At 56.6% G+C, this 21,578-nt stretch carries 23 protein-coding genes; 11 read left to right on the forward strand and 12 right to left on the reverse strand.

Translation table 11 applies throughout. The annotated features are described in order from the left end of the window. Positions 1-50: 50 nt before the first annotated feature. The 6 genes from BC777_RS17775 to lpxK all read left to right on the forward strand — a co-directional run bounded on the left by BC777_RS17775 (position 51) and on the right by lpxK (position 6,287). Positions 51-1,553, forward strand: coding sequence for a DUF2125 domain-containing protein (locus BC777_RS17775; RefSeq protein ID WP_245834467.1), 1,503 nt, complete (start codon positions 51-53; stop codon positions 1,551-1,553). A 121-nt stretch (positions 1,554-1,674) separates the two neighbouring features. Further along, positions 1,675-3,021 carry a TldD/PmbA family protein gene (locus BC777_RS17780; protein ID WP_100369555.1) on the forward strand — a complete coding sequence of 449 codons (1,347 nt, stop codon included), beginning with the start codon at positions 1,675-1,677 and terminating at the stop codon, positions 3,019-3,021. Continuing rightward, positions 3,008-3,799 carry an inositol monophosphatase family protein gene (locus BC777_RS17785; protein ID WP_100369556.1) on the forward strand — a complete coding sequence of 264 codons (792 nt, stop codon included), beginning with the start codon at positions 3,008-3,010 and terminating at the stop codon, positions 3,797-3,799. Before BC777_RS17780 ends, BC777_RS17785 begins: the two co-directional genes overlap by 14 nt. A 36-nt stretch (positions 3,800-3,835) precedes the next feature. Then, positions 3,836-4,081, forward strand: a complete 246-nt coding sequence (locus BC777_RS17790) for a DUF4170 domain-containing protein (protein ID WP_100369557.1) — start codon at positions 3,836-3,838, stop codon at positions 4,079-4,081. 22 nt (positions 4,082-4,103) lie between these two features. Next, positions 4,104-5,300 (forward strand): 3-deoxy-D-manno-octulosonic acid transferase, encoded by a 1,197-nt coding sequence (locus tag BC777_RS17795; protein WP_100369558.1) that lies wholly within the window; start codon positions 4,104-4,106, stop codon positions 5,298-5,300. Then, positions 5,301-6,287: a tetraacyldisaccharide 4'-kinase gene (lpxK, locus tag BC777_RS17800; RefSeq protein WP_100369559.1), complete on the forward strand. Its 987-nt coding sequence runs from the start codon at positions 5,301-5,303 to the stop codon at positions 6,285-6,287. A gap of 41 nt (positions 6,288-6,328) precedes the next feature. Here lpxK and BC777_RS17805 read toward each other — a convergent pair whose 3' ends face one another. Both BC777_RS17805 and BC777_RS17810 read right to left on the reverse strand, forming a co-directional pair. Further along, positions 6,329-6,892 (reverse strand): hypothetical protein, encoded by a 564-nt coding sequence (locus tag BC777_RS17805; protein WP_100369560.1) that lies wholly within the window; start codon positions 6,890-6,892, stop codon positions 6,329-6,331. 117 nt (positions 6,893-7,009) lie between these two features. Then, entirely contained in the window at positions 7,010-7,501 is a 492-nt protein-coding gene (locus BC777_RS17810) for a DUF2938 domain-containing protein (RefSeq protein WP_100369561.1), read from the reverse strand. 80 nt (positions 7,502-7,581) lie between these two features. Between BC777_RS17810 and BC777_RS17815 the strand changes: the two genes are divergently transcribed. Further along, positions 7,582-8,013 carry a helix-turn-helix domain-containing protein gene (locus tag BC777_RS17815; protein WP_100369562.1) on the forward strand — a complete coding sequence of 144 codons (432 nt, stop codon included), beginning with the start codon at positions 7,582-7,584 and terminating at the stop codon, positions 8,011-8,013. 162 nt (positions 8,014-8,175) lie between these two features. Here the strand turns inward: BC777_RS17815 and BC777_RS17820 are convergent, their stop codons facing one another. Both BC777_RS17820 and BC777_RS17825 read right to left on the reverse strand, forming a co-directional pair. Further along, on the reverse strand, positions 8,176-8,841 hold the full coding sequence (locus tag BC777_RS17820) for a DsbA family protein (RefSeq protein ID WP_100369563.1): 666 nt from the start codon (positions 8,839-8,841) through the stop codon (positions 8,176-8,178). 2 nt (positions 8,842-8,843) lie between these two features. Next, on the reverse strand, positions 8,844-9,362 hold the full coding sequence (locus BC777_RS17825; RefSeq protein ID WP_100369564.1) for a DUF721 domain-containing protein: 519 nt from the start codon (positions 9,360-9,362) through the stop codon (positions 8,844-8,846). A gap of 122 nt (positions 9,363-9,484) precedes the next feature. Between BC777_RS17825 and BC777_RS17830 the strand changes: the two genes are divergently transcribed. Continuing rightward, positions 9,485-10,483 (forward strand): A/G-specific adenine glycosylase, encoded by a 999-nt coding sequence (locus BC777_RS17830; protein ID WP_245834483.1) that lies wholly within the window; start codon positions 9,485-9,487, stop codon positions 10,481-10,483. A 51-nt stretch (positions 10,484-10,534) separates the two neighbouring features. Further along, positions 10,535-11,677, forward strand: coding sequence for an alkane 1-monooxygenase (locus tag BC777_RS17835; RefSeq protein ID WP_100369566.1), 1,143 nt, complete (start codon positions 10,535-10,537; stop codon positions 11,675-11,677). 52 nt (positions 11,678-11,729) lie between these two features. On the opposite strand, the gene BC777_RS17840 is transcribed toward BC777_RS17835, so the two are convergent. The 5 genes from BC777_RS17840 to BC777_RS17860 are packed head-to-tail and all read right to left on the reverse strand — an operon-like array spanning position 11,730 to position 16,323. Beyond that, complete coding sequence (locus BC777_RS17840; RefSeq protein WP_100369567.1) at positions 11,730-12,467, reverse strand: SDR family NAD(P)-dependent oxidoreductase; 738 nt, start codon at positions 12,465-12,467, stop codon at positions 11,730-11,732. Between the two features lie 3 nt (positions 12,468-12,470). Beyond that, entirely contained in the window at positions 12,471-13,043 is a 573-nt protein-coding gene (locus tag BC777_RS17845; protein ID WP_100369568.1) for a DUF3833 family protein, read from the reverse strand. Between the two features lie 3 nt (positions 13,044-13,046). Further along, positions 13,047-14,273, reverse strand: a complete 1,227-nt coding sequence (locus BC777_RS17850; RefSeq protein WP_100369569.1) for an MFS transporter — start codon at positions 14,271-14,273, stop codon at positions 13,047-13,049. Continuing rightward, positions 14,270-15,028, reverse strand: a complete 759-nt coding sequence (locus BC777_RS17855) for a DUF1365 domain-containing protein (RefSeq protein WP_100369570.1) — start codon at positions 15,026-15,028, stop codon at positions 14,270-14,272. Before BC777_RS17855 ends, BC777_RS17850 begins: the two co-directional genes overlap by 4 nt. Further along, on the reverse strand, positions 15,025-16,323 hold the full coding sequence (locus BC777_RS17860; protein ID WP_100369571.1) for an NAD(P)/FAD-dependent oxidoreductase: 1,299 nt from the start codon (positions 16,321-16,323) through the stop codon (positions 15,025-15,027). Before BC777_RS17860 ends, BC777_RS17855 begins: the two co-directional genes overlap by 4 nt. 124 nt (positions 16,324-16,447) lie before the next feature. Between BC777_RS17860 and BC777_RS17865 the strand changes: the two genes are divergently transcribed. Together BC777_RS17865 and BC777_RS17870 are read left to right on the forward strand one after the other, a co-directional pair. Next, entirely contained in the window at positions 16,448-17,104 is a 657-nt protein-coding gene (locus BC777_RS17865; protein WP_100369572.1) for a sigma-70 family RNA polymerase sigma factor, read from the forward strand. An 8-nt stretch (positions 17,105-17,112) separates the two neighbouring features. After that, positions 17,113-17,763, forward strand: a complete 651-nt coding sequence (locus BC777_RS17870) for a ChrR family anti-sigma-E factor (RefSeq protein ID WP_245834469.1) — start codon at positions 17,113-17,115, stop codon at positions 17,761-17,763. Positions 17,764-17,818: 55 nt separating this feature from the next. Here BC777_RS17870 and BC777_RS17875 read toward each other — a convergent pair whose 3' ends face one another. Genes BC777_RS17875 through mutL form a run of 3 tightly spaced genes read right to left on the reverse strand, consistent with a single transcriptional unit; the run spans position 17,819 to position 21,538 of the window. Further along, the gene (locus BC777_RS17875; RefSeq protein ID WP_100369574.1) at positions 17,819-18,469 is read right to left on the reverse strand and encodes a DUF4259 domain-containing protein; all 651 of its coding nucleotides are present in this window, start codon (positions 18,467-18,469) and stop codon (positions 17,819-17,821) included. 22 nt (positions 18,470-18,491) lie between these two features. Further along, entirely contained in the window at positions 18,492-19,730 is a 1,239-nt protein-coding gene (locus BC777_RS17880; RefSeq protein ID WP_100369575.1) for a DNA recombination protein RmuC, read from the reverse strand. Then, positions 19,727-21,538 (reverse strand): DNA mismatch repair endonuclease MutL, encoded by a 1,812-nt coding sequence (gene mutL, locus BC777_RS17885; RefSeq protein WP_100369576.1) that lies wholly within the window; start codon positions 21,536-21,538, stop codon positions 19,727-19,729. Before mutL ends, BC777_RS17880 begins: the two co-directional genes overlap by 4 nt. Positions 21,539-21,578 lie beyond the last annotated feature (40 nt).

The following is a 21,578-nucleotide window of genomic DNA, read 5'->3' on the forward strand; positions in this document are numbered from 1 at the left end:
TAGAAAGCCAAGGGCCGTTCTGAAAGACACTTAACGAGAGGGAAGACTTTATGACCTATTCCACACCGTTGCGCAGCGTTGTTTGCATCGCCGCATTAATCGCTGGCAGTGCCGCGCAAGCCGATGTCACGGCCGCGCAAGTCTGGGAGGACTGGAAAGCGCAGTTGTCCCTTTACGGCGAAGAAAACCTGAGCATTGGCGCCGAAGAAACATCAAGCGGCACATTGACCGTGCGCGATCTTGCGTTGCAACTCTCCGATACGGATGTCACCGCCGAGGTGACGATGCAAAGCATTGTGTTCAATGAGCAATCCGACGGCACTGTGCGCGTGACGATGGATGAGAGCTATCCCATGACGATCACAGGGGTTGATGGCACTGTCGTGAATATCCTGATCAGCCAGCAGAATATGGAGATGGTCGTCGGAGGTGATCCAGACGCGCTGAATTATGATATTACCGCCGATCAGTACAAGATTGCCTTGCAAGATATCGTAGATGGGGATGTCACCTTCACCGGTGATGCAGAAATCGCGATGAATGATCTGGATATGACCTACAACACGGTGGTCGATGATCTGCGCAACATTTCCTACGATGGCACGGTCGCCTCGATTGATATTCTGGTCGATATTCAGCTTCCGGGTGGCGGCGGTGAATATATCACTGGCGGTGGCAAGATGGTTGGCCTTGCCACACAGGCCGAGATGGCCATGCCGCTGGATGCGAATTCTGACGACCCCGATAGCCTTGTCAGCGACGGCTTTGCCATGGCGGGTGGCTATACTATCGACAGCGCGGACTATGTTTTTGACATCAATGCAGAGGGTGATCAGGCTTCGGGATCTGTCAGCATGGGGGCGTCCGTGCTGACCGCTGAGATCAATAACAGCACCGTTGGATATACGGCCACAACCGATGACGTTGCGCTGAACATTGTATCTGGCGAATTCCCACTGCCGATTGAGTTGAGCCTTGCGCAATATGGTATCAACTTCCGCATGCCGACCGGCGATGTGGGCACATCTTCTGATTTTGCGTTCGGGTTTGATATGATTGATCTGAGCATCAGTGATACGATCTGGAATCTGTTTGATGCAGGTAATGTCCTGCCGCGTGATCCGGCCACGATCCAGATGGCCTTTAGCGGCAAGGCCAAGGCGCTGTTTGATATGTTCGACCCGGAACAGCAGGAGGCGATGAACAATGCAGATATGCCCTATGAGCTAGAGTCCGTCACGATTGATACCCTGAATGTGGATGCCGCCGGTGCCACGGTCACGGGCGAAGGTGCCTTCACCTTTGACAACACAGACATGCAAAGCTTTGCGCCACTCCCGCGCCCAGAGGGCGAAGCATCGGTTGAAATCACGGGCTTTAACGCCTTGTTGGATAACCTTGTCGCCATGGGTCTGGTGCCAGAGCAGGATGTCATGGGTGCCCGTATGATGGTGGGCATGTTTGCCCGCTCGACCGGCGATGACATGATGGAAACATCGGTCGAGATTTTGCCGAATGGCGAAGTCAACGTGAACGGCAACCGCGTTCGCTAAACAACGACAGTAAAAGATCGGGCGCAGGTGGAAACATCTGCGCCCTTTTCTTTTGCCCGATCCTGTGGCCTTGCGGGCAACACCCCATCGCACTAGGTCTTTGGCAAGCAAAGGATACCTGATGACACAATCCCTCTCTGACCTGTCTGACCAAATACTACAGGCTGCCAAGCGTGCTGGCGCGGATGCCGCGGATGCCATTGCGGTGGATGGCACGTCGTTGTCAATTACCGTGCGCGAAGGGGCGCTCGAACAAGCAGAGCGATCGGAGGGGATCGACATTGGTTTGCGCGTTTTCGTGGGTCAGCGACAGGCTTGCGTGTCATCCTCTGACGCCAAGCCGGACACTTTGATCCAGATGGCAGAACGCGCGGTCGCAATGGCCAAGGAGGCGCCCGAAGATCCGCACGCCGGGCTGGCCGATCCCGCGCAGTTGACAACAAACACTGCGACCGAAGGTCTAGAACTGTTTGACCCCAGCGATGAGCCTGACCCGGCGGCCCTGCAAGAAGACGCCACACGCGCCGAAGCTGCGGCACTGCGCAATGCGGGTATCAGCCAGGTACAATCTGCCTCTGCCGGCTATGGCCGGCGCCGTATACATCTTGCAGCGACGAACGGGTTCTCGGCGGGCTACGCCCGTAGTGACCGTGGTTTATCCTGCGTTGCGATCAGCGGTACCGGCACAGGGATGGAGCGGGACTATGACTATGACAGTCGTGTGTTTCAGGCCGACTTGCGTGATGCGGACGACATTGGGCGCATTGCTGCCGAACGCGCGGTCGCGCGTGTGGGAGCGCGGAAACCTCAGACAGGTGCCTTTCCTGTTCTCTTTGATGAACGGGTTGCGAACACATTGATCGGTAGCCTCTTGCAGGCCACGAATGGTGCGATGATCGCCCGCGGCTCTAGCTGGTTGCGCGGTGCGGTGGGCGAAGAAGTGTTACCAAAAGGCCTGTCCGTGATCGAAGATCCGCATCGTGCCCGCGTCACCGGGTCGCGCCTGTTTGATGCCGAAGGGCTGGCCACATCGCAGCGCGCGATTGTGGATGACGGCGTGCTCAAGGGCTGGACACTTGACCTTGCTACGGGGCGCAAGCTGGGCATGGACAGCACGGCCAACGCGGCACGTGGCACAGGCGCACCGCCATCACCGAGCCTGACGAATGTGTCGCTCACCCAAGGTGACGCATCCCGCGAAGACCTGATCAAAGCGATGGGAACCGGCCTGCTGGTGACATCCATGATCGGTTCGACCATTAACCCGAACACAGGTGATTATTCGCGTGGTGCCGCCGGGTTCTGGATCGAGAATGGTGAAATCACCTATCCGGTCAATGAATGCACGGTCGCAGGAAACCTGCGCGATATGCTCAAGACGATCATCCCGGCCAATGACGCGCGCGCGCATCTGTCGCGCGTCGTGCCGTCACTGTTGGTTGAGGGGCTTACCCTTGCAGGCGACTGACCTTGCGCTGTTGACCGAGGCAGCACGCAAATCCGGTGACATCGCAAAACGCTATTTTCAGCAAAACCCCGACGTCACTGATAAACCGGGCGGGGCGGGGCCTGTGACGGCGGCGGACCTTGCTGTGAACGCGATGCTGGAAGGGCTTTTGCAGGCAGCAAGGCCAGACTATGGCTGGCTGTCCGAGGAAACCGAAGACAATACAGCCCGATTGAAGACCCTATGCCAGTTTGTCATCGATCCGATTGACGGCACACGCGCCTTCATCGATGGCAGCAAGGACTGGGCACATTCCTTGGCGATTACCGAAGACGGTGTTCCTGTTGCGGCGGCGGTCTATCTGCCAATGCGGGATATGATGTTTACAGCCGCCCAAGGGGCAGGTGCTATGCTGAATGGAAGTCCGATCAGGGCCAGCAAAGCCCCCATGCAGGATGCGACTCTACTGGGGGCCAAGCCGAATTTTGATGGCAAATACTGGAAAGGGGGCGTGTTACCCCCAATCAAGCGGGTCTTCCGGTCGTCACTGGCGTATCGGCTGTGCCTTGTGGCGCAGGGGCGGTTCGACGGTATGATCACGCTGCGCCCCAGTTGGGAATGGGATATCGCCGCCGGTGCCCTGATTGTCACCGAGGCCGGGGGTACTGTGACCGACCAATATGGGGCAGCGTTGCGCTTTAACAACGCACACCCGCAGGTGCCCGGCGTGTTGGCCGGCGCTACACAATTACACACCGATCTGTTGACGCGGCTTGAGCCACAGCAGCCAAACCCCTAGAGTGCGCGAAATAGCAGACCTTACAAAGGGAATTCCATGACACAGCGCCTGCACCTCGTCTTTGGCGGTGAGCTTATCGACCCAAGTAAAAACGCGTTCAAGGACATTGAAGCGATTGATATTGTGGGCATGTTCCCGGACTATGATACGGCTTATAACGCATGGAAAGGCGCCGCGCAGCGGACGGTCGATAATGCCCATATGCGTTATTACATCGCGCATATCCACAGGCTGCGGGACGAAGAGAAAGAAGCCTCGCCGACCGAAGAACTTGATAACTGATCCAGGGTGTTAGGATCGCAAGATGGCACGATCCCTTGCAATCGCGGCGTATCTGGCGGGCCTTGGTTCGCCGGACCGTTCTGATAAATCGACAGAACAACCGCCGCGTCCGAATGGCGCTATTATCTGGGCGCGGTGCAGTCATCCTGACCAGCTGACTGCGGTCGAAAACCTTGATCGCAAACTGTCTGAAGATGGTGATCCCGTCCGCGTCATCGCCACGCTGCTGGATTGGAACCCGATTTTCGCCGATCGTGCCTTGCCAGAGCCGCGCGGGCGCACTGATACTCGCAAGTTCATCGCGCATTGGCAGCCGGTCATAAGCGTCTGGATCAAAGGCGACCTTGCCCCTCTTTTATTGGCCGAAATACGCAATGCTGGTATCGCCACGATTTTTGTGGACGCCTCGGCAGAAGGGCTTGAGGATGTCACAGGCACATGGGTGCCGGGTGCGATGAAATCACTTTTGTCGCAATTTGAGGCGGTCTTTGCGGTTGATCAAACTGCGGCTGACCGGCTGGTTCAGGCCGGGACGCGGGCTGAAACCGTGGTCGTCACAGGTGCCATGGAAGATTGCGCGCCAACCCTGCCCTGTAACGAAGCTGACCGGAGCGAGATTGCCGCCGCAATCGGCACCCGCCCTGTTTGGCTCGCAGCGGGGGCATCGCTGGAGGAATGTGGCGATATCGCCCGCGCGCACCAATTGGCGAGCAGGCGTGCCCATCGGTTGCTGTTGATCTTTGTACCCAAGCGTCCGGACATGGCGGATCATGTCACAAGTGAATTGCGCAAATACGGGTTCAATGTCGCCGAGCGATCGTCAGAGCCTGCCCCATCCGAGATCACGCAAGTCTATGTTGTCGATACCGAAGAAGATATGGGTCTTTGGTATCGTATTGCGCCGATCACCTATCTGGGCGGAACGCTGGATGGTGGCGGGTGCCGTGACCCGTTCGAAGCTGCAGCCTTGGGCACGGCTGTGCTCTATGGTCCTCAGGTCGCTCCCTATCAGCGCCATGCCGCGCGCCTGAACGCGGCAGGTGCCTCCCGGTTGATCAGATCACCATCGGAATTGGGGCCGAATGTGGAAAGCCTGCTTTCGGCTGACAAGACAGCACAGCTGGCACATGCCGCTTGGGATGTCACATCGCGCGGCGCAGGTGTCACGAACCGCATCGCCGCATTTATCCAGTTGCGACTGGAAGAGCTGGTGCCTTAGATGCGCGCGCCCTCATTTTGGTTCACCCGGCCAGAGCAACCGACATGGGCGGCTCTGGCCTTGGGGCCACTAGCCGCCCTCTACGCCGCCGCGACGGCGCGGCGCATGCGTCAGGCGCCCAAGGTTGAAGCAAAGGTCCCTGTGATTTGCATCGGCAACATCAACGCAGGCGGGACCGGGAAAACGCCGACAACGATTGCCCTTATTGAACGGCTGATCGCGCGTGGGCACACCCCGCATGTCGTGTCACGCGGCTATGGCGGCACGCTGGACGGCCCTGTGCAGGTAGATGCGCGCACGCATAAGGCCGATCAAACGGGGGATGAGCCGCTTTTGCTGGCTGCCTTTGCCCCTACTTGGGTGGCTAAAGACCGCGCCGCAGGCGTGCAGGCGGCGCAGAGTGCAGGGGCCGACGTGATCTTGCTTGATGATGGGTTTCAGAACCCGGATGTGGGTAAAGATCTGTCGATTGTCGTCGTTGACGCGATGCGCGGCTTTGGCAATGGCCGGGTCATCCCTGCCGGTCCTTTGCGTGAAACGGTGGCGGTGGGGATGAAACGTGCCGATTTGGTGCTGTCCATTGGCCCGCCGGATGCCCAAGACCGGTTCAGAGCCGATTGGTCGTTTGAGGTGCCGCATCTGGTGGGTCATCTGGCACCTTTGCCGACCGGCATGCCATGGCGTGATCTGAAATTGTTGGCTTTCGCGGGCATTGGTCATCCTGAAAAATTCTTTGTCACTTTGCGCGACATGGGGGCCACGCTGGTCCGGGCAGAGGCCTTGGGCGATCATCAGCCGCTGACCGATGCGCTGATGAAACGGCTTGAGATCGAGGCAGAGGCGTGCCGCGCGCAGTTGGTGACGACCGAAAAAGATGCGGTGCGCCTGCCGACAAGCTTTCGGATGAAAGTGCTGACCCTGCCGGTGCGATTGCAATTGGTGGATTGGGGTCCGATTGACGCGGCTTTCGACAGGTTGGGGTTATAGGCGCGCAAGTCCCGTGGATGATAGCAGGTGCTTATCGGGGCTTAGTTTTCGTTCGGTGGCTGTTGCTGCACGTCCGCCTTGCGCTGTCGTATCCACCTCAGTGCGATCAGAAAGAGCAGGACAAGTGCCAAAACAGTCAGACCTGATTTTGCAATTGACGCTACACTGAACAAGCGAACCAAGGTTTCCGAAAGATTTGGCCAGCTGATGATCATGACAGCGATACCAAGGTTTTCACAATAATCGAAAACAGCCGTTCCGATAGAAAGTGCAATACCGGTCCGCACCAGTTTGCTATTCGGAAGGCGTTGCCCGAACCAACACATCGTGCACACCATGGTCAGCGCCAGTAGCGCAGGGTAGAGCGTATCCAACGGAAGTTGCCGGGTGAGGTAGTAACGAAGCCCGTCTTCACCCAATCCGTTGAAAAGCTCTGCAACGTCGTGAAAAGTATAGCCAGACGGACGCAGATCGAGCGGAACCTGACCGGAAACAGTTTCGATATGGGCAAGTGTTATGCGGGCCATCAGCAGGTAAACCGTGCCAGCAGCCAGACCAAAGCCAATGGCTGCCGTTCCAAAAAACTGAAAACGAGATTTTAACATGCATTTTCCGATCTAACTGAGGTTTCCAACGTCTGCGCCCCAAAAAAAGCGCGCACAGTGTTTTTTAACAAGGTGAAGCGGCGACCCGTTTTCCGGCCCTCAGGTAAGTGTCTTTCCCTACTGAAGTCCCGACAAGAAAATGGCCGTGAGCCACATGCCAAAACCAAAACTCAGATGCGCCAGAACAGTCTTGAAGCGCGCGACAGTTGGGTTTGGCAGGCATCGCGCAGCCAGTCCGGCCCCCATCCCCGGTTGAATAATAAGAAAAGGGGCAAGAACTGTCATCCCGCCGAATATAAGCGCTGGAGTAAGGCTCTCGAAAATAAGCCAGTCTTGCCCCATGAACAAAAGAAAAATTGCGGCGAAAGAGACGCCGATTAGATAGTGTGCACCCCATCCGATCGCGCGTTCCAGAATGACAGGTTCGCTGGCCGATATCGGACGATGGACAAAGCGTCCGCGCAGCACATGACCCAGCCACCGCCCTACCATCGCATAGTTCAGTGATTGCTGTGCCAAGAAGTACCGTTGGGCGAGTGCCACCAAATCCATAAAGGCCGTTGCGCCAATACCAATCAAAACGGCGTTTGCGTAAAAGCTAAGTACCATGATCTGAACAGTCTCTCTTTGTTGATGTTCTTTCCCGAAGGAAGCAAGATACAAGTTCAAGCCAACTTGAGGTCAAGACCATGCTCGATATTACTGAACTTTCCCGCTTGAGCGGCTTCTCCGCCTCAAAACTCCGTTATTATGAGGAAATTGGTCTGATCAAATCAATCGGGCGGCGGGGGTTGAAACGTCTTTACGAGGATGAAGTAAAGATCCGTATTTCTGTCATTTCTCTGGCCCAAACAGCGAGCTTTTCGCTCAACGAAATCAAGAAAATGATTGGGACTGAAGGCAGGCCTGAATTTGATGCGGCGACCTTGAATGAAAAGGCCGACTCCATAGACGCAAAGATCAATGAGCTTGCATCTCTGAGTAAAGGCCTGCGCCATATCGCGAATTGCACCGCAGAGCATCATCTGGACTGTCCGCGATTTCAACGCATTATGCGTGCTGCATTAATCAAAAGATCAAAGACGCGCCGCACCCGGCCTGACAACACGGTATCCTATTGAAAACAAAGCTTCTGACAGATCTAAGCATCGGTCAAAGCTATCCAACGCTCCACTTCTTTTTCTGTCAGTCAAAGGCGTGTTGGAGTCGCTTGTTTGATACGCAAACGGGCCCGTAAGGGCCCGCCGCAATTCAACATATGAGTTTGATCAGAAAGGTGGACCTTAGCCCAGTTTTCCGTCCAGAATGCCCGCAAACTCATCATAGGCCATGTTCGAGTATTGCTGACCATCGATCATGAATGTTGGGGTAGAGTTGATCGCATCACGCTCTGCGTTTTCCTGATACCATGTGAACAAGGCCTCGGCCTTTGCGCCATCGCTGAGGCACGCATCAAGGGTGGCATCATCCAAACCGGCGGTTTTGGCCAAAACGCGCAGCGCTTCGACGATTGTGGCGGGATCGCCGGATGCGGCCCATTCGCGTTGCTCGGCGTAGATCACGTCCGAAAATGCGAAAAAGAAGTCGGCGTTGTCGTTGTGACGCGCAATCATGGATGCCCAAAGACCGGGGCGGTCGAAATAGACTTCGCGATAGATAAATCTGATCTTGCCAGTATCAATGTAATTTTGCTTGAGCGCCTTGAATTGGTTGGCGTGGAATGATGCGCAGTGTGGGCATGTGAAAGAGGCATATTCGATCACCTCAACAGGTGCATCGGGGTCGCCCAGTACCATGTCCACAACTTCCGGCGCCTCACCATCCGCGCTTTGTGCCATTGCCGCGCCGGGCAGAAGCCCGGTTTGCGGGTCGGGCCGCGTGAGGGTCCAACCGGCACCAAGGGCCACGAGAGCACCGCCACCTACGGTCAAAAGAGTTCTGCGTTTCATATCTACCTCTGATCAGGGTTTTGTTTTGATAAGACATTTGCGCCCAACGCTGTCAGTGCTGCGCGCAGTTTTTCGTTTTCCACGACCTTAGATAGGTCTTCAGCCGCAGATTGCATCGCAGCATCGGGCATTTTCTTGATTTTGGGTGCCGGGTTGAAAGTCGCGCGCCCTTCCGAAAAGCCAACAGGCGCTGTCTGTGTGATGCGCACCCGCGCGATGGCGCGGTAGCCATAACAGGCGTTCACTTTCTCGCGGATCTGTTCCTTTTGCATTTCCAGCATCGGTGCTTGCGCGCCCGTCGTCAGCAAAGTCAGCGTCGCCCCCATGCCGCCCTTGCCGTAGCTGACGTTCACTGGTGTGGCGATCCCGGCTGTTACCTCGCCCACGACCTCTGCCCAATGCGTCAACAGCCGCGTCACGGCAAAGCCCCGATCTTCGCTGGCTTTGCGAATCTTGCTTTGCATCAACGTCGCCGCGCGGGAAAATCCGCGTGTGGTGCTGGTGTGGCGTGGCTGTTTCATATCTAAGCCCTACTCTAAGATGAAGAATGCGCCAAGTCTGTGGCGTAGATTGATGCGGGTAATAAACATTGCGTGACCTCAGTGCGGAACTTTTGGCGTGGTATGACGTGCATGCGCGCGAAATGCCTTGGCGTGTGGGGCCTTCGGACCGCAAGGCTGGGGTTCTGCCTGATCCTTACGCTGTTTGGATGTCAGAGATCATGTTGCAGCAAACAACTGTGGCTGCGGTGCGCGACTATCACCGCAAGTTTCTGGCGTTATGGCCGACAGTGGGTGACTTGGCTGCGGCAGATGATGCTGATGTCATGGCGGCTTGGGCGGGGCTTGGGTATTACGCGCGGGCGCGCAACCTGCTGAAATGCGCGCGTGCTGTGGTGGCGGAACATGATGGCGTGTTCCCGGATAGCTATGAGCAACTCCTGAAACTGCCTGGTATCGGCCCCTACACAGCGGCCGCCGTTTCTGCGATCGCCTTTGATCGGCCTGAAACCGTGGTTGACGGCAATGTCGAACGCGTCATGGCGCGTTTGCACGATATCCATGCGCCTCTGCCCGGATCAAAGGGTGAATTAACGACGAAAGCGCAAGCGCTGACCCCACAATCGCGCCCCGGTGATTATGCCCAGGCAGTGATGGATCTTGGTGCAACGATCTGCACCCCGCGCAACCCGGCATGTGGGATTTGCCCTTGGCGTGATCCGTGCGCGGCACGGTTGGCCGGGACGGCGGCTGAACTGCCCAAAAAGACACCGAAGAAAAAGACGCCGACCCGCTTTGGCATCGTCTATGTTGCGCGTCGGACGGATGGTGCATGGCTCTTGGAAACCCGGCCAGAGAAGGGCCTTTTAGGTGGCATGCTGGGTTGGCCTGGCTCGGAATGGGGCGACGAACCAGAGGAAAACCCGCCCTACGAGGCTGATTGGCAGCCACTGAATGCCGAGGCGCGCCATACCTTCACGCATTTTCATTTACGGCTGAAGATTATGGTGGATTATGCTGATATCGATGCAACGCCCTTGCGCGGAACCTTCCTGACACCGGATGTTTTCAGCCCGACAGCCCTACCCACGGCAATGCGCAAGGTCTTTGATCTGGCCCATATGACGTTACGCGACAATTGAGAAACGGCTTTACTGGTTGTAAAATAGACATCTCTGACATTGCGAGGCGATATGACATCCATTCCGCAAACACCGAAAGTCGCGCGCATCACAACAGCGCTGCCTTTCTGGCTGTCGCTGGGCTTGGTGCCCGTCGCGATCTTTGCGGCGATGCAGGGGGGCTGGGCGATAGCGCTGCTACCGGCCTCAACCTGGTATCTGTTCACCGGGCTTGACTATGTCGTCGGCAAAAACAATGAAAACCCCGATCTTGAGACACCTGATGACCAGCTGGTGTGGTATCGGATGATCACACTGGTTTGGCCCTTGGTCCAACTGGTCACGATCTTTGGGATCATGATTTACGTCGTCCAGTCGGGGCACCTTGCCCTTATCGAACAATGGTTGCTTTTTGCGGCCTTGGGCATCCTGTCAGGCACCATCGGGATCACCTATGCACATGAGTTGATGCATCAGAAACCCAAGCTGGAACGCTGGATGGCCGATATCCTGCTGGCCTCGGTCCTTTATTCGCATTTCCGGTCCGAGCATTTGCTGGTCCATCACCGTTATATCGGGACACCGCGTGATCCTGTTACGGCGCGATATGGCGAAAGTTTTTATCGGTTCTTTCCGCGCGTACTGTATCAATCACTGGTGTCGTCATTCAAAGCCGAGAAGGGGATGCTGGCCCGCAAGTCCCTTGCGTGGTTTCACCGCACAAACCCGTTCTGGCTTTATCTCGCGCTTCAGGTTGGTTTTGTCCTGTTGGCGGCGGCGATTGGCGGCTGGTGGGGTGTGTTTCTTTTCGCGACACAAGCGTTCTGGGCCATTTTCCAACTGGAACTGGTGGATTACGTCGAACACTACGGTCTGACCCGCAAGCACCTTGGGGATGGCAAATACGAACATGTGTTGCCGCGCCATTCGTGGAACGCAACGCAGCAGGCGTCAAACTGGTTATTGATCAATCTGCAAAGGCATTCGGATCACCACTACAAGCCCAACCGCCGCTTTCCGCTATTGCAAACCTACGATGACGATGAGGCGCCGCAGCTGCCCTATGGCTATCCGCTGATGACGATGATCGCCTTGGTGCCGCTCGCATGGCGTAAATTGATGCACCCGCGCGTCAGGCAATGGCGACAGCGGTATTATCCTGAAATCAAGGATTGGACGCCATACAAGCGGGCCACCAATCCGATGCCGCGCTAGGAGGCGCGGTCAGGAGCCTCCGGCGGGAGTTTTTTGGCCAAGATGAAGAGGATTATTTTGCCCCAAACAGCCGATAGTACATCCAATCCGGCATGAATTGCGACAGGCGAAAGACCCAGGAAAACACCATCGGGAAGCTTTTCTTGAAGGTGTCGGTGTTCATGTGTTCGAACACTTCTTTCGCCGCATCTTCTGGTGACATGATGAACGGCATGTTGAAATCGTTCTTTTCGGTCAGCCGCGTTTTAATGAAGCCGGGGTTGATCAGTTGCACCTCGATAGGAGAGGTGCGCAGGTCGGCCTGCATTGATTCCGCGAGCGACATCATACCCGCTTTAGACGAGCAGTAGCCAATGGCACCGGGAAGCCCCCGAAAACCGGAGAGAGAACCGACCAAGACAATATGCCCTACATCTTTTGCCACCATGTCTTTGATGACTGAACCCACGACACGCGATGCGCCAAGGAAGTTCACCTCGCCCATCATGTCAGCCTTTTCGTTATCCCACTCCTGCGCTTTCATGGGCCAATAGACACCGGCCAAATAGACGACGCCGTCGATCTCACCTGCTTGTTGCGCGGCAGCTTCAACCGCTGCGCGGTCAGCCACATCGACGGCGATGTAAGACGCCTTGCCGGGCAACTCCTCCACCAACTCCTTCAACCGGTCCTCAGATCTGGCAGAGACAATCACCTCAGCCCCAGCACGGCTGAGACAGAAGGCCACTTCGCGCCCCAGCCCCTCGCTTGCCCCAACAAGCCAGTAGCGTTTTCCTTGCCAGTTCTTCACGGCTTATTCTCCTGCGTAGGCCTTGTCTTTGGGGCGCATGGTTGCGACCAGCTCGGCCACTTTGATCCCGAATTTGCGGAACTGGCTGCGGTTCATAATGTTGCCGTTGGACATGAGGTACATCCAGTCGGTCACATCAAGTGCGTGTCCGCCCGCTTCCTCGGTCAGTTTGATGCGGTAGTTCAGCAGGACAGCGGACCCGGATTGTTGCCCGGTGCCTGCGCCAACCACATCAGGCGCTTCGGCTTTGATCTTACCGTCATTGCCTAGGGTCAGCGTCCATTCGCGGTGCTGCACCTGACCGCTGTCGTAGTGGAACACTTCTTTCATCGTGCCGATGTTGCCATTCCATGAGGCTTCAAAATCGGCCACGAACCGCGAAGACACCTTGCCGGTTGGTCCGTAGATGACCCCTTCGCATTCGATCGGCCCGTTGAACCGTTCGCGGATATCAAAGATCGGGCCATCGGCATAGTCATCCGATTTCTGCGCCCAGAAGGATACGTAGCGTTCTTTGAGGAACACTGCGACGGCCATCAAAGCGGCCCCGATCAGGATGTAAGTGACAAACGACATCGTTTAGTCCTCAAGTTTCGTGGCGATCAGCAAGCCGATGGCCACAAGTTTCAAAAGTGACGGTACAAGCGCGTAAAGCACCGTCAGCATGGTGATGGCCTCAGTGGGCAAATCGGTTGCCCCAGCCGTGAAGCCAGATCGTTCCAGTAACGGCAGCAAAACCACCGCGGCGAAGGCAAGCGTGAACTTGTTCACCAAATTCCAAAGTCCGAAGCCCTGTCCGCCATTTGGCGAGATGGCGGCCATACGTTTCGCAAACATCGCAGGTAACAAAGTCAGGTCTGCCCCGATGGTCGCTCCACTTAGTACGCACACGAAAGCAAAAGGGATCACATCGCCGGGCGATAAAGTGAGCGTGTAGGCGAATGAGGCGACCGCGAGGATCATCGCGGCGACCAGAACGGGCTTGGGGCTGAAGCGCCGCGCCAGCGCCGACCAAATGGGCGAAGACAGCGCTGCGGCCAGGAAAAACAGTACCAATAAAGGGCCTTCCCAGCCGACGGCCCCCAGTTTACTTTCCACATAGAATAGGAAAAGCGTGGATGAGACGGCGAGGGGTGTGGCGTTTACCAAGGCAAGGATCAGCAGTTTCCGCGCTGTATTGTCGCGGATGATCCCACTGATCTGCGAAGGCTCTGCGTTCACGCGCCCTTTCCATTCGGGCCACATGAAGATGGCCGCAACGATCGTGAGTGCCGCGAACCCATAGGCGAAAGCGGCGAATGGGCTGGCAACAACACCGATCAGCACTGTGGGGATGACTGCTGCGATGCAGACGCCCAACAAGGCCCCGCTTTCGCGCCATGCGGCTAACCGCACATGCCCTTGGGGATCTTTGCCTGCTTTGCTGACGCCTTGTGCGTAGAAATTGATGGTCAGGAAGCTGAACGCGGTGAACAGCCCCGTCACCGTGATACCGAACCACCATAGCGGATCGATGGGCGGTGCGATGGCAAAAAGACCGATCATGGACAGGGCCATGATCAGGGCGGTCCCGGTGATAATCAGTTTCTTTGAGGATGTAAGCCGTTCGCTGATCCACCCCAACACAGGATCCTGGATCATATCGAAGAGACGCATGGCAAAAAGTAGCGCGCCCAATGCCGCAAGGCTGACCCCAAAGGTATCGGCATAATATTTCGGCGCGTAGATATAGATGGGCAAGCCCGCACCCGACAACACGGCCGCAAAGACCGAGTATGCGGGCAGCCGCTCTGACAGGGCTTTCATCTGCTGACCTCTTCCGCAGGCGGCTCAGGTCGCGAGCGGAATGTTGCGCCCTTCCACCATAACTTGAGCGCCTGCCAGTGGATCAATGTCAGCACGCGTCGGGACCCGAAGGGCCTGCGAAGTGTCGCCTTGATGATAGAGGCATTTGTGATCGGTTTACGCGGCCCGGTCAGCGTGGCAATCAGCCCCCCATTGCCGCGCGAATAGTCGATCCATATGCCGATGCTGTCAGGCTGGATATCAAAACGGAAGGTATAGCCGCCCTCGATGGGCTGGAATGGGGATACATGCATCAGCTTTTGCGCTGACAGCGTTTCATCCTTGGTGATCGCGCGACCATCTTCATGACGACACAGATAGGAATGGCGGTCGCCGAATGTGTTGGAGACCTCAGCAATGACTGTCGTTAGCGCATCGTCAGCATTGTAGCAAAGCCAGAAAGACACAGGGTTGAAGACGTGCCCCAACACGCGCGGTTGTGCGAGCAGTTCGATACGTGCGGCATCAGTGATCTCATAGGCGGACAGCACCTCGCGCACCCATGGTGCCCCCTTGCCATGCTTGGGTGCACCCCCGTGATCGCTGTCTTGCAGCGACATCAGGTTACCTGCATTACGCGAGAATAATGTTGGCGTCGGTGCCTCAGCCTCAAAATCTGTCAGCACATAATCGATGGAATAGCGAAAGGCGTTTTTCGTGGCCCCCCGCCGCCCATGGTAGGTTTCGGCTGCTATATGATGAATGCTAGAGGTCACTCGGCAGCAAGTTGCATGTGTTCAAGGCTATTGAGTGAATGCACAACGTCAAGAGCGCTGGACAGCCCGTCTTCGTGAAAACCGTTCTTCATCCATGCGCCACAGAACCACGTCCGGTTTGATCCGTTCATCGCGGCAGCCGCTTCTTGTGCGGCAATCGCCTCAAGATCATAGACGGGATGGCGAAGGGACACTTCGTCCCAGATCAATTCTTCCCGAATAGGCCGGTTGCTGTTCAGCGTGACCATCATGTCATCGCCCTGCAGCCACGGCTGGAGCGAGTTCATCCAATAGGTCAGGTTGATCTCGGTATCGGTGCGCTGGGCGTCCTCAGAATAAATCCATGATGACCAGACCTGACGGCGTTTCGGCATGATCGAGGTATCGGAATGCAGGACAACTTTGTTTGGCTGATAGCGCACCGCACCAAGAACCGATTTTTCGACAGCGGTTGCATCAGACAGCATGCGCAATGTGTCGTCAGAATGTGTGGCAAAAACCACCTCATCAAACATTTCCCAATTCGCACCATGCGTTTTGACTTCTGCACCCACGGACGTGCGGCGCACCGCATCAATCGGGGTGCCAAGGCGAATATCGATGCCACGTTGCATCATATCGGCACCTAACCGCGTTACATATTCACGCGACCCGCCATCGACAGTGTACCACTGATGCTGGCCTGTGGCCCCAAGCAGTGCATGATTGTCAAAAAAACGCATCATCGCGTAGGCGGGGAAATCGAGAATCTTTTCTTTCGGGGTCGACCAGATCGCCCCAGAGAATGGCAGCAGATAATGGTCGCGGAAGTAATCGCTGAGGTTCAGGTTTTCGAGTAGCTGCCGGATCGTCAGAGTTTCATCCTGACTAGCCTGCAACCCTTTGGCGTTGAACTTGAGAATATCGCGCACCATGCGCAAAAACTTGGGGCTGGCGATGTTGCTGCGCTGGGCGAAGAGAGCATTCAGGCTGGCCAACCCGTATTCCATGCGTCCACCGCTGAAAGAGGCACCAAAGCTCATGTTGCTTTTGATGACGGGTACGTCGAGGTGGTCGAACAGCTTGGTCAAATTAGGATAGTTGGCATAGTTGAAGACGATAAAGCCCGTATCAACTGCTTGATCCCGGTTTTTGCCTGCCATCCGTGTGCGAGCGTGCCCGCCCAAACGATCCTCCGCCTCAAACAGCACGACGCGATGGTCTTTGGCCAAGGCATGCGCCGCCCCCATCCCGGAAATACCTGCCCCAATCACCGCAATTTTTCTGGGCACGGCTGTCCCGGTCTCGAATGGCATGTCTGGGGGGCTCCAACTTCTTCTTTTCGTTTATAATTGTTCTTACGCATCCACAACTTGCGTGGATCAAAAGAAAAATATCATCCGGGGTGATCCAAAAGCTTAACAGCGGCGTAACAAATACATGTTGACGGAAACCAACGCCCTCACAAAAGCGGATGCGCTGCCGCCCAACGTTGCCTATGGTGATGTCAAGCCGCAGCCCGTGCGCAAGAAGAGGACGACGCAGGTGACCCCAGAAGCAACAGCAAAACGTATGGCTTGGGTTGTCCAAGTATACGCTGTGCGGGACAATCAGGACCGCAAGGCATTTGCTGAGTTGTTTGGGTATTTCGCTCCGCGGGTGAAGTCGTTTTTGATGAAATCGGGGGCCAGCCCGGATCTGGCTGAAGAATGCACACAGGAGGTCATGGCGACCCTTTGGAACAAGGCTCATATGTTCGATCCTTCGAAGGCGAGTGTATCCACATGGATTTTCACAATCGCCCGGAACCGCAAGATCGACATCCTGCGCAAGCAGCGCAGGCCCGAACCAGAAGACCTGCCATGGGGACCCGAAGCTGAGCCTGATCAGGTTGATGCGATGGGTCTACAACAAGAAACGGAACAACTCGGGCAGGCCTTGGCCACATTGCCCGCTGAACAAAGACAACTGATCGAGCGCGCCTACTTTGGTGAGCTAAGCCACAGTCAAATTGCCGCAGAAACGGGATTGCCGCTGGGTACGATCAAATCGCGGATTAGGTTGGCGTTGGATAGACTGCGCCACGCAATGAAATGATGAATGATATGAAACAGATCAAACACCATCTGACCGAGCCACTGCTGATCGGCTATGCCGCTGGCACGCTGCCGGAAGCTTTTAATCTTGTGGTCGCAACACATATTTCCATGTGTGACACCTGCCGCGCTGCCTTGGCTGAATATGAAGCCGTCGGTGGTGAGGTCATGTTAGATGCAGACCCTGTCGATGTCGCCGAAGATGCGCTGGCTGCGACGCTTGCGATGATCGACGGTGGGCATTTGGCAGAACGGCCGAAACCCATACGTACGCAAAACAGCGTGTTCCCCGGGCCACTGCAAGATTACATCAGCGGTGATTTCGATAGCCTGAAATGGCGTAAAGTTGGCGGCGGTGTGAGCCAGTTGGTTTTGAACACGTCCAAAGACGCCAGCGTGCGGCTGTTGCGTATTCCGGCAGGCACTGCTGTGCCTGATCACGGGCACCAAGGCACAGAACTTACGCTTGTTCTGCAAGGCGCTTTCACTGACGAGGAAGACCGCTTTGGTGCGGGCGATGTTGAGGTTGCGAACGAAGATTTGCACCATACGCCTGTTGCAGAAGAAGGGGTGGATTGCATCTGCCTCGCAGCGACCGATGCGCCGTTGCTCTTCAACGGTATTGTGCCGCGTATTGCGCAGAAATTTATCGGAATTTAAGCGGGTCATCCCACCCCAAATCAGAATGCCTCGGTGAAAACCGAGGCATTTTTCGTTAGATTTCGTAGCCCAATCCGCGCATCAATTGCTTTCTTGTCACTGGTGTCGGTGATCCATCATCGTTCCAATAGGGGCCAGGTTCGGTGATCTGATCTTCGATGCACTTACGATGGGGATAGTTCGATAACGATCCGCCTTCCGGATCATCATACTCAAACAGCAAGCCATCGCGTTCTGTCACCATGCCGTAGCAGATGTAGCAATAGCCGATGAAATCCTCAGGCAGTTCTTCCTGCTTGGCTTTCTTCGCAGGCGCTTTAAATGGCTTGGATTGGTCAAGCCGCGCCAACAACCCATCAAGCGAGGCTTGCCAAGCGTCGTTTTCTTCAGACTCCTGCCAAAGCGCGGCCAGTTCTGAATTGCTACGAATATGGATGATCAACCCCGTGGCAGTTTCCAAAAGCGCCGGTGTGACGCCCTCATCGCCAAGTGTTGTCATCTCTGGCAGGTCTTCCGGGGCGCGACCTATGGCCGTTGCCAGCATTTCGCACGCTGCCAAAGCGATGCTGGCGTCGTCGGCATCCAGATCAGGGGCAAATTTGCTGTCGTCTTCAATGACGGCACAGACATCTGCAAAGGTTTTGACCTCTGCGGCAAAATCCAATGCGGTGTCATTGCCGAATTGGCCAACATCCCGAGCGCCCATGGTGGTTCCTTTTTACGATGCGTTATTGCTCTGATGACGCGAGGGGCACGACCTTTGCCGTATCCTCCGGCGCGAGTTCTTCGAAATCAAAGTGATCAAGGCGGTGCGCCCGCTTGCCTGCTTTTTCGGCTGATATCTTGATGTCTTCGATATCTTTCGCAGCTTGTCCAAAGTGGCGATCCAGATTGCCAACCCGCGTCACCAGCCGTTCTACATCACCGCCTAGCATGGCAAGTTCCTTGCGAATTTCGCCAGTCTGCTCGCGCATCCGCGCGTCTTTCAGGATCGCACGCATCGTGTTCAGTGTTGCCATGCAGGTGGTGGGTGAGACGATCCAGACCCGCGCGGCAAACCCTTCGCGTACGATGTGGGGCAGTCGACTGTGTAGTTCGGCATAAACTGCCTCGGACGGCAGGAACATCAGCGCGCCGTCGGCGGTTTCGCCCTCGATCAGGTAACTGTCGGAAATTTTCTTGATATGCGTCTTTATGGCTTGGCCAAAGGCCGTGAGCGCGCGTTCCCGATCCACTTTGGTCTCGGTCGCCATCAGTGCCTCATAGGCCTCTAGCGGGAATTTCGCATCGATGACGATGGGGCCGGGCGGATTGGGCAGGTGTACCAGACAGTCTGGGCGGCTATTGTTGGAAAGGGTGGCCTGCCAAGTATAGCTGTCGGCGGGCAGCGCCTTGGACACGATATCCTGCAATTGGATTTCGCCAAATGCACCGCGTGTTTGCTTGTTCGATAGGATGTCCTGCAAAGATAGCACATCGCCCGACAGCTTTTCGATGTTTGTCTGCGCCTTGTCGATGGTCGCCAGCCGCTCTTGCAGTTCTGTCAGGCTCTTGGTCGTTTTCTCGGATGAACCAGAAAGCGTATCTTTCATCCGCTCCTGCATCTCCGCGAGGGACCGCGCCGATTTAATTGCATTGTCTGCCAGCCGCTCTGCCATCAGAGCCTGCACCTCGGCCAGTCGCGTCTCCATCGTTTGTACGACCTGCACCTGTGCGGTGGCCTGCGCGTCACTGACCGTGCGGATGTTGCCTGCCAGCTGCTGCTGGCCTTGCCCCAGCGCATTTACATCCTGCGATAAGCGCCCGACCTGAGAAGCGACGAATTGCACCGCTTCGGTTGATTTCCCCGCACGGCGTACCGTCATGATCAGCAAGATCAACACCACAAGCGTGATCACTGCGCCCATGATGACGCCGATCACCACTGGATCGCTCAGGTCATAAACTGCATCGCCAATCTGGATCATGTGCGCCCGAACAGCCGTTCAATATCGGCGAGCTTGAGTTCAACATAAGTTGGTCGCCCGTGGTTGCACTGTCCTGAAAGCGGCGTTGCTTCCATCTCGCGCAGTAGCGCGTTCATTTCCGCCGCCTGCATCCGGCGGCCTGAGCGGATAGAGCCATGGCAAGCGACGCGGCTCAGGATTGCCTCGATCCGCGCCTGAACCGAAGCACTGTCGCCTTGGTCGGCGAGTTCATCAAGGATATCACGGATCATGGCTTCGGCGTTGACCTCGCCCAGAATGGCAGGGGTTTCCCGCACCGCAATGGCGCCGCCACCGAAGGGTTCGATGGTCAGGCCAAACTTGGAAAGATCATCCGCGATGCCCAGTAATTGCGCTGCTTCATTCTCGGACAGTTCTACGACCTCAGGGATCAGCAAAGCCTGCGCTGCAACGCCATTCTCGGCCATTTGCGCTTTGAGCTTCTCGTATACCAGCCGTTCATGTGCCGCGTGCTGATCGACAATCACGATACCCTTCTTGGTCTGTGCAATGATGTAGTTCTCATGCACCTGTGCTCGGGCCGCACCTAGGGGCAGATCGTCGGGTTCATCCTCGACCATTGGTTCAATGCGCGCAGATGGCGCCTCACCAAAGCCCGGGGCTTGCGCCTGAAACGTCATCGACCGCGCACTGAAACTGGGCCGATCCATCTGATAGATGCGCGGGGCGGTCTGTTCTGGCGTGATCGCCCCCAGCGTTGCGTTGGCAACAGTGGTCGAGGCACGATGGCCTGCCTCGGCCAAGGCATGCCGCAAGCCAGATACGATCAGCCCGCGCACTGTGCCGGGGTCGCGGAACCGGACCTCGGATTTGGCGGGGTGAACGTTGACGTCCACCAGCGTTGGCTCGCAATCGACAAAGAGCGCTGCAACCGGATGCCGATCACGTGACAGCACGTCCATATAGGCAGCACGCAAGGCACCCAGCAGCATCTTGTCGCGCACAGGGCGTCCGTTCACGAAAAGGAACTGTGCTACGGCAGCACCGCGCGAATAGGTCGGCAGGGCGGCATAGCCGGTCAGGTGAAACCCGTCGCGTTGGGTATCAATGCGCAAAGCGTTTTCGGCGAAATCCTTGCCCAGCACGGACCGCAACCGCCCATGCAACGCATCAAATAGATCACCGGTTTCGGCATCTGCGCGAAAGACCGTGCGGCTGTCGCCCTTGGATGCATCGCGCAGAATGAAGGTCACAAAAGGTTCCGCCATCGCAAGGCGCTTGACGACATCGGCCACCGCCTGCGCTTCTGCCCGGTCCGTGCGCAAGAATTTCAGGCGTGCAGGCGTCGCGTAGAACATATCGCGCAGCTCAATGACCGTCCCGGCGGACAGGGCGGCGGGTTTGACGCCTTCGGCCTTACCACCAGCCACGGCAATCATCGCGGCCTCCGCATCTTTTGCGCGTGAAGTGATGGTCAGGCGGCCCGTCGCGCCCAGCGACGGCAAAGCCTCGCCTCGAAACCCGAATGAGCGGATGTTGAGCAGGTCTGAGCCGTCAATCTTGGATGTCGCATGGCGCGACATGGCCATCGGCAGGTCTGAGGGCGTCATCCCGCAGCCATCGTCGGTCACGCGGATCAGGGTCTTGCCGCCATCGGCGATAACCACCTCTATCCGAGTGGCACCCGCGTCGATACTGTTTTCTACCAGCTCTTTGACGGCCGATGCCGGACGTTCAAGCACCTCGCCCGCCGCAATCCGGTTGATTGCGGCGTCATCCAGCTGCCGGATCACTGGGCGTGGCTGTATCTGGGGGTCTGCGGTGGCCATGGCACAAACTGTAGCATGACCAGCCGCGATTCTGCGAGTG

The organism is Yoonia maricola (assembly GCF_002797915.1).
Classification (GTDB): Bacteria; Pseudomonadota; Alphaproteobacteria; order Rhodobacterales; family Rhodobacteraceae; genus Yoonia; species Yoonia maricola.

Excerpts from the sequence above, each read along its gene's own strand:
- BC777_RS17830 (WP_245834483.1), top strand. The coding sequence starts at position 9,485 with ATGCCTTGGCGTGTGGGGCCTTCGGACCGCAAGGCTGGGGTTCTGCCT.
- BC777_RS17820 (WP_100369563.1), bottom strand. The coding sequence starts at position 8,841 with ATGAAACGCAGAACTCTTTTGACCGTAGGTGGCGGTGCTCTCGTGGCC.
- BC777_RS17875 (WP_100369574.1), bottom strand. The coding sequence starts at position 18,469 with ATGGGCGCTCGGGATGTTGGCCAATTCGGCAATGACACCGCATTGGAT.
- lpxK (WP_100369559.1), top strand. The coding sequence starts at position 5,301 with ATGCGCGCGCCCTCATTTTGGTTCACCCGGCCAGAGCAACCGACATGG.
- BC777_RS17835 (WP_100369566.1), top strand. The coding sequence starts at position 10,535 with ATGACATCCATTCCGCAAACACCGAAAGTCGCGCGCATCACAACAGCG.
- BC777_RS17865 (WP_100369572.1), top strand. The coding sequence starts at position 16,448 with ATGTTGACGGAAACCAACGCCCTCACAAAAGCGGATGCGCTGCCGCCC.
- BC777_RS17815 (WP_100369562.1), top strand. The coding sequence starts at position 7,582 with ATGCTCGATATTACTGAACTTTCCCGCTTGAGCGGCTTCTCCGCCTCA.
- BC777_RS17810 (WP_100369561.1), bottom strand. The coding sequence starts at position 7,501 with ATGGTACTTAGCTTTTACGCAAACGCCGTTTTGATTGGTATTGGCGCA.
- BC777_RS17825 (WP_100369564.1), bottom strand. The coding sequence starts at position 9,362 with ATGAAACAGCCACGCCACACCAGCACCACACGCGGATTTTCCCGCGCG.
- BC777_RS17845 (WP_100369568.1), bottom strand. The coding sequence starts at position 13,043 with ATGTCGTTTGTCACTTACATCCTGATCGGGGCCGCTTTGATGGCCGTC.
- BC777_RS17880 (WP_100369575.1), bottom strand. The coding sequence starts at position 19,730 with ATGATCCAGATTGGCGATGCAGTTTATGACCTGAGCGATCCAGTGGTG.
- BC777_RS17790 (WP_100369557.1), top strand. The coding sequence starts at position 3,836 with ATGACACAGCGCCTGCACCTCGTCTTTGGCGGTGAGCTTATCGACCCA.
- BC777_RS17805 (WP_100369560.1), bottom strand. The coding sequence starts at position 6,892 with ATGTTAAAATCTCGTTTTCAGTTTTTTGGAACGGCAGCCATTGGCTTT.
- BC777_RS17850 (WP_100369569.1), bottom strand. The coding sequence starts at position 14,273 with ATGAAAGCCCTGTCAGAGCGGCTGCCCGCATACTCGGTCTTTGCGGCC.
- BC777_RS17795 (WP_100369558.1), top strand. The coding sequence starts at position 4,104 with ATGGCACGATCCCTTGCAATCGCGGCGTATCTGGCGGGCCTTGGTTCG.
- BC777_RS17775 (WP_245834467.1), top strand. The coding sequence starts at position 51 with ATGACCTATTCCACACCGTTGCGCAGCGTTGTTTGCATCGCCGCATTA.
- BC777_RS17780 (WP_100369555.1), top strand. The coding sequence starts at position 1,675 with ATGACACAATCCCTCTCTGACCTGTCTGACCAAATACTACAGGCTGCC.
- mutL (WP_100369576.1), bottom strand. The coding sequence starts at position 21,538 with ATGGCCACCGCAGACCCCCAGATACAGCCACGCCCAGTGATCCGGCAG.
- BC777_RS17870 (WP_245834469.1), top strand. The coding sequence starts at position 17,113 with ATGAAACAGATCAAACACCATCTGACCGAGCCACTGCTGATCGGCTAT.
- BC777_RS17860 (WP_100369571.1), bottom strand. The coding sequence starts at position 16,323 with ATGCCATTCGAGACCGGGACAGCCGTGCCCAGAAAAATTGCGGTGATT.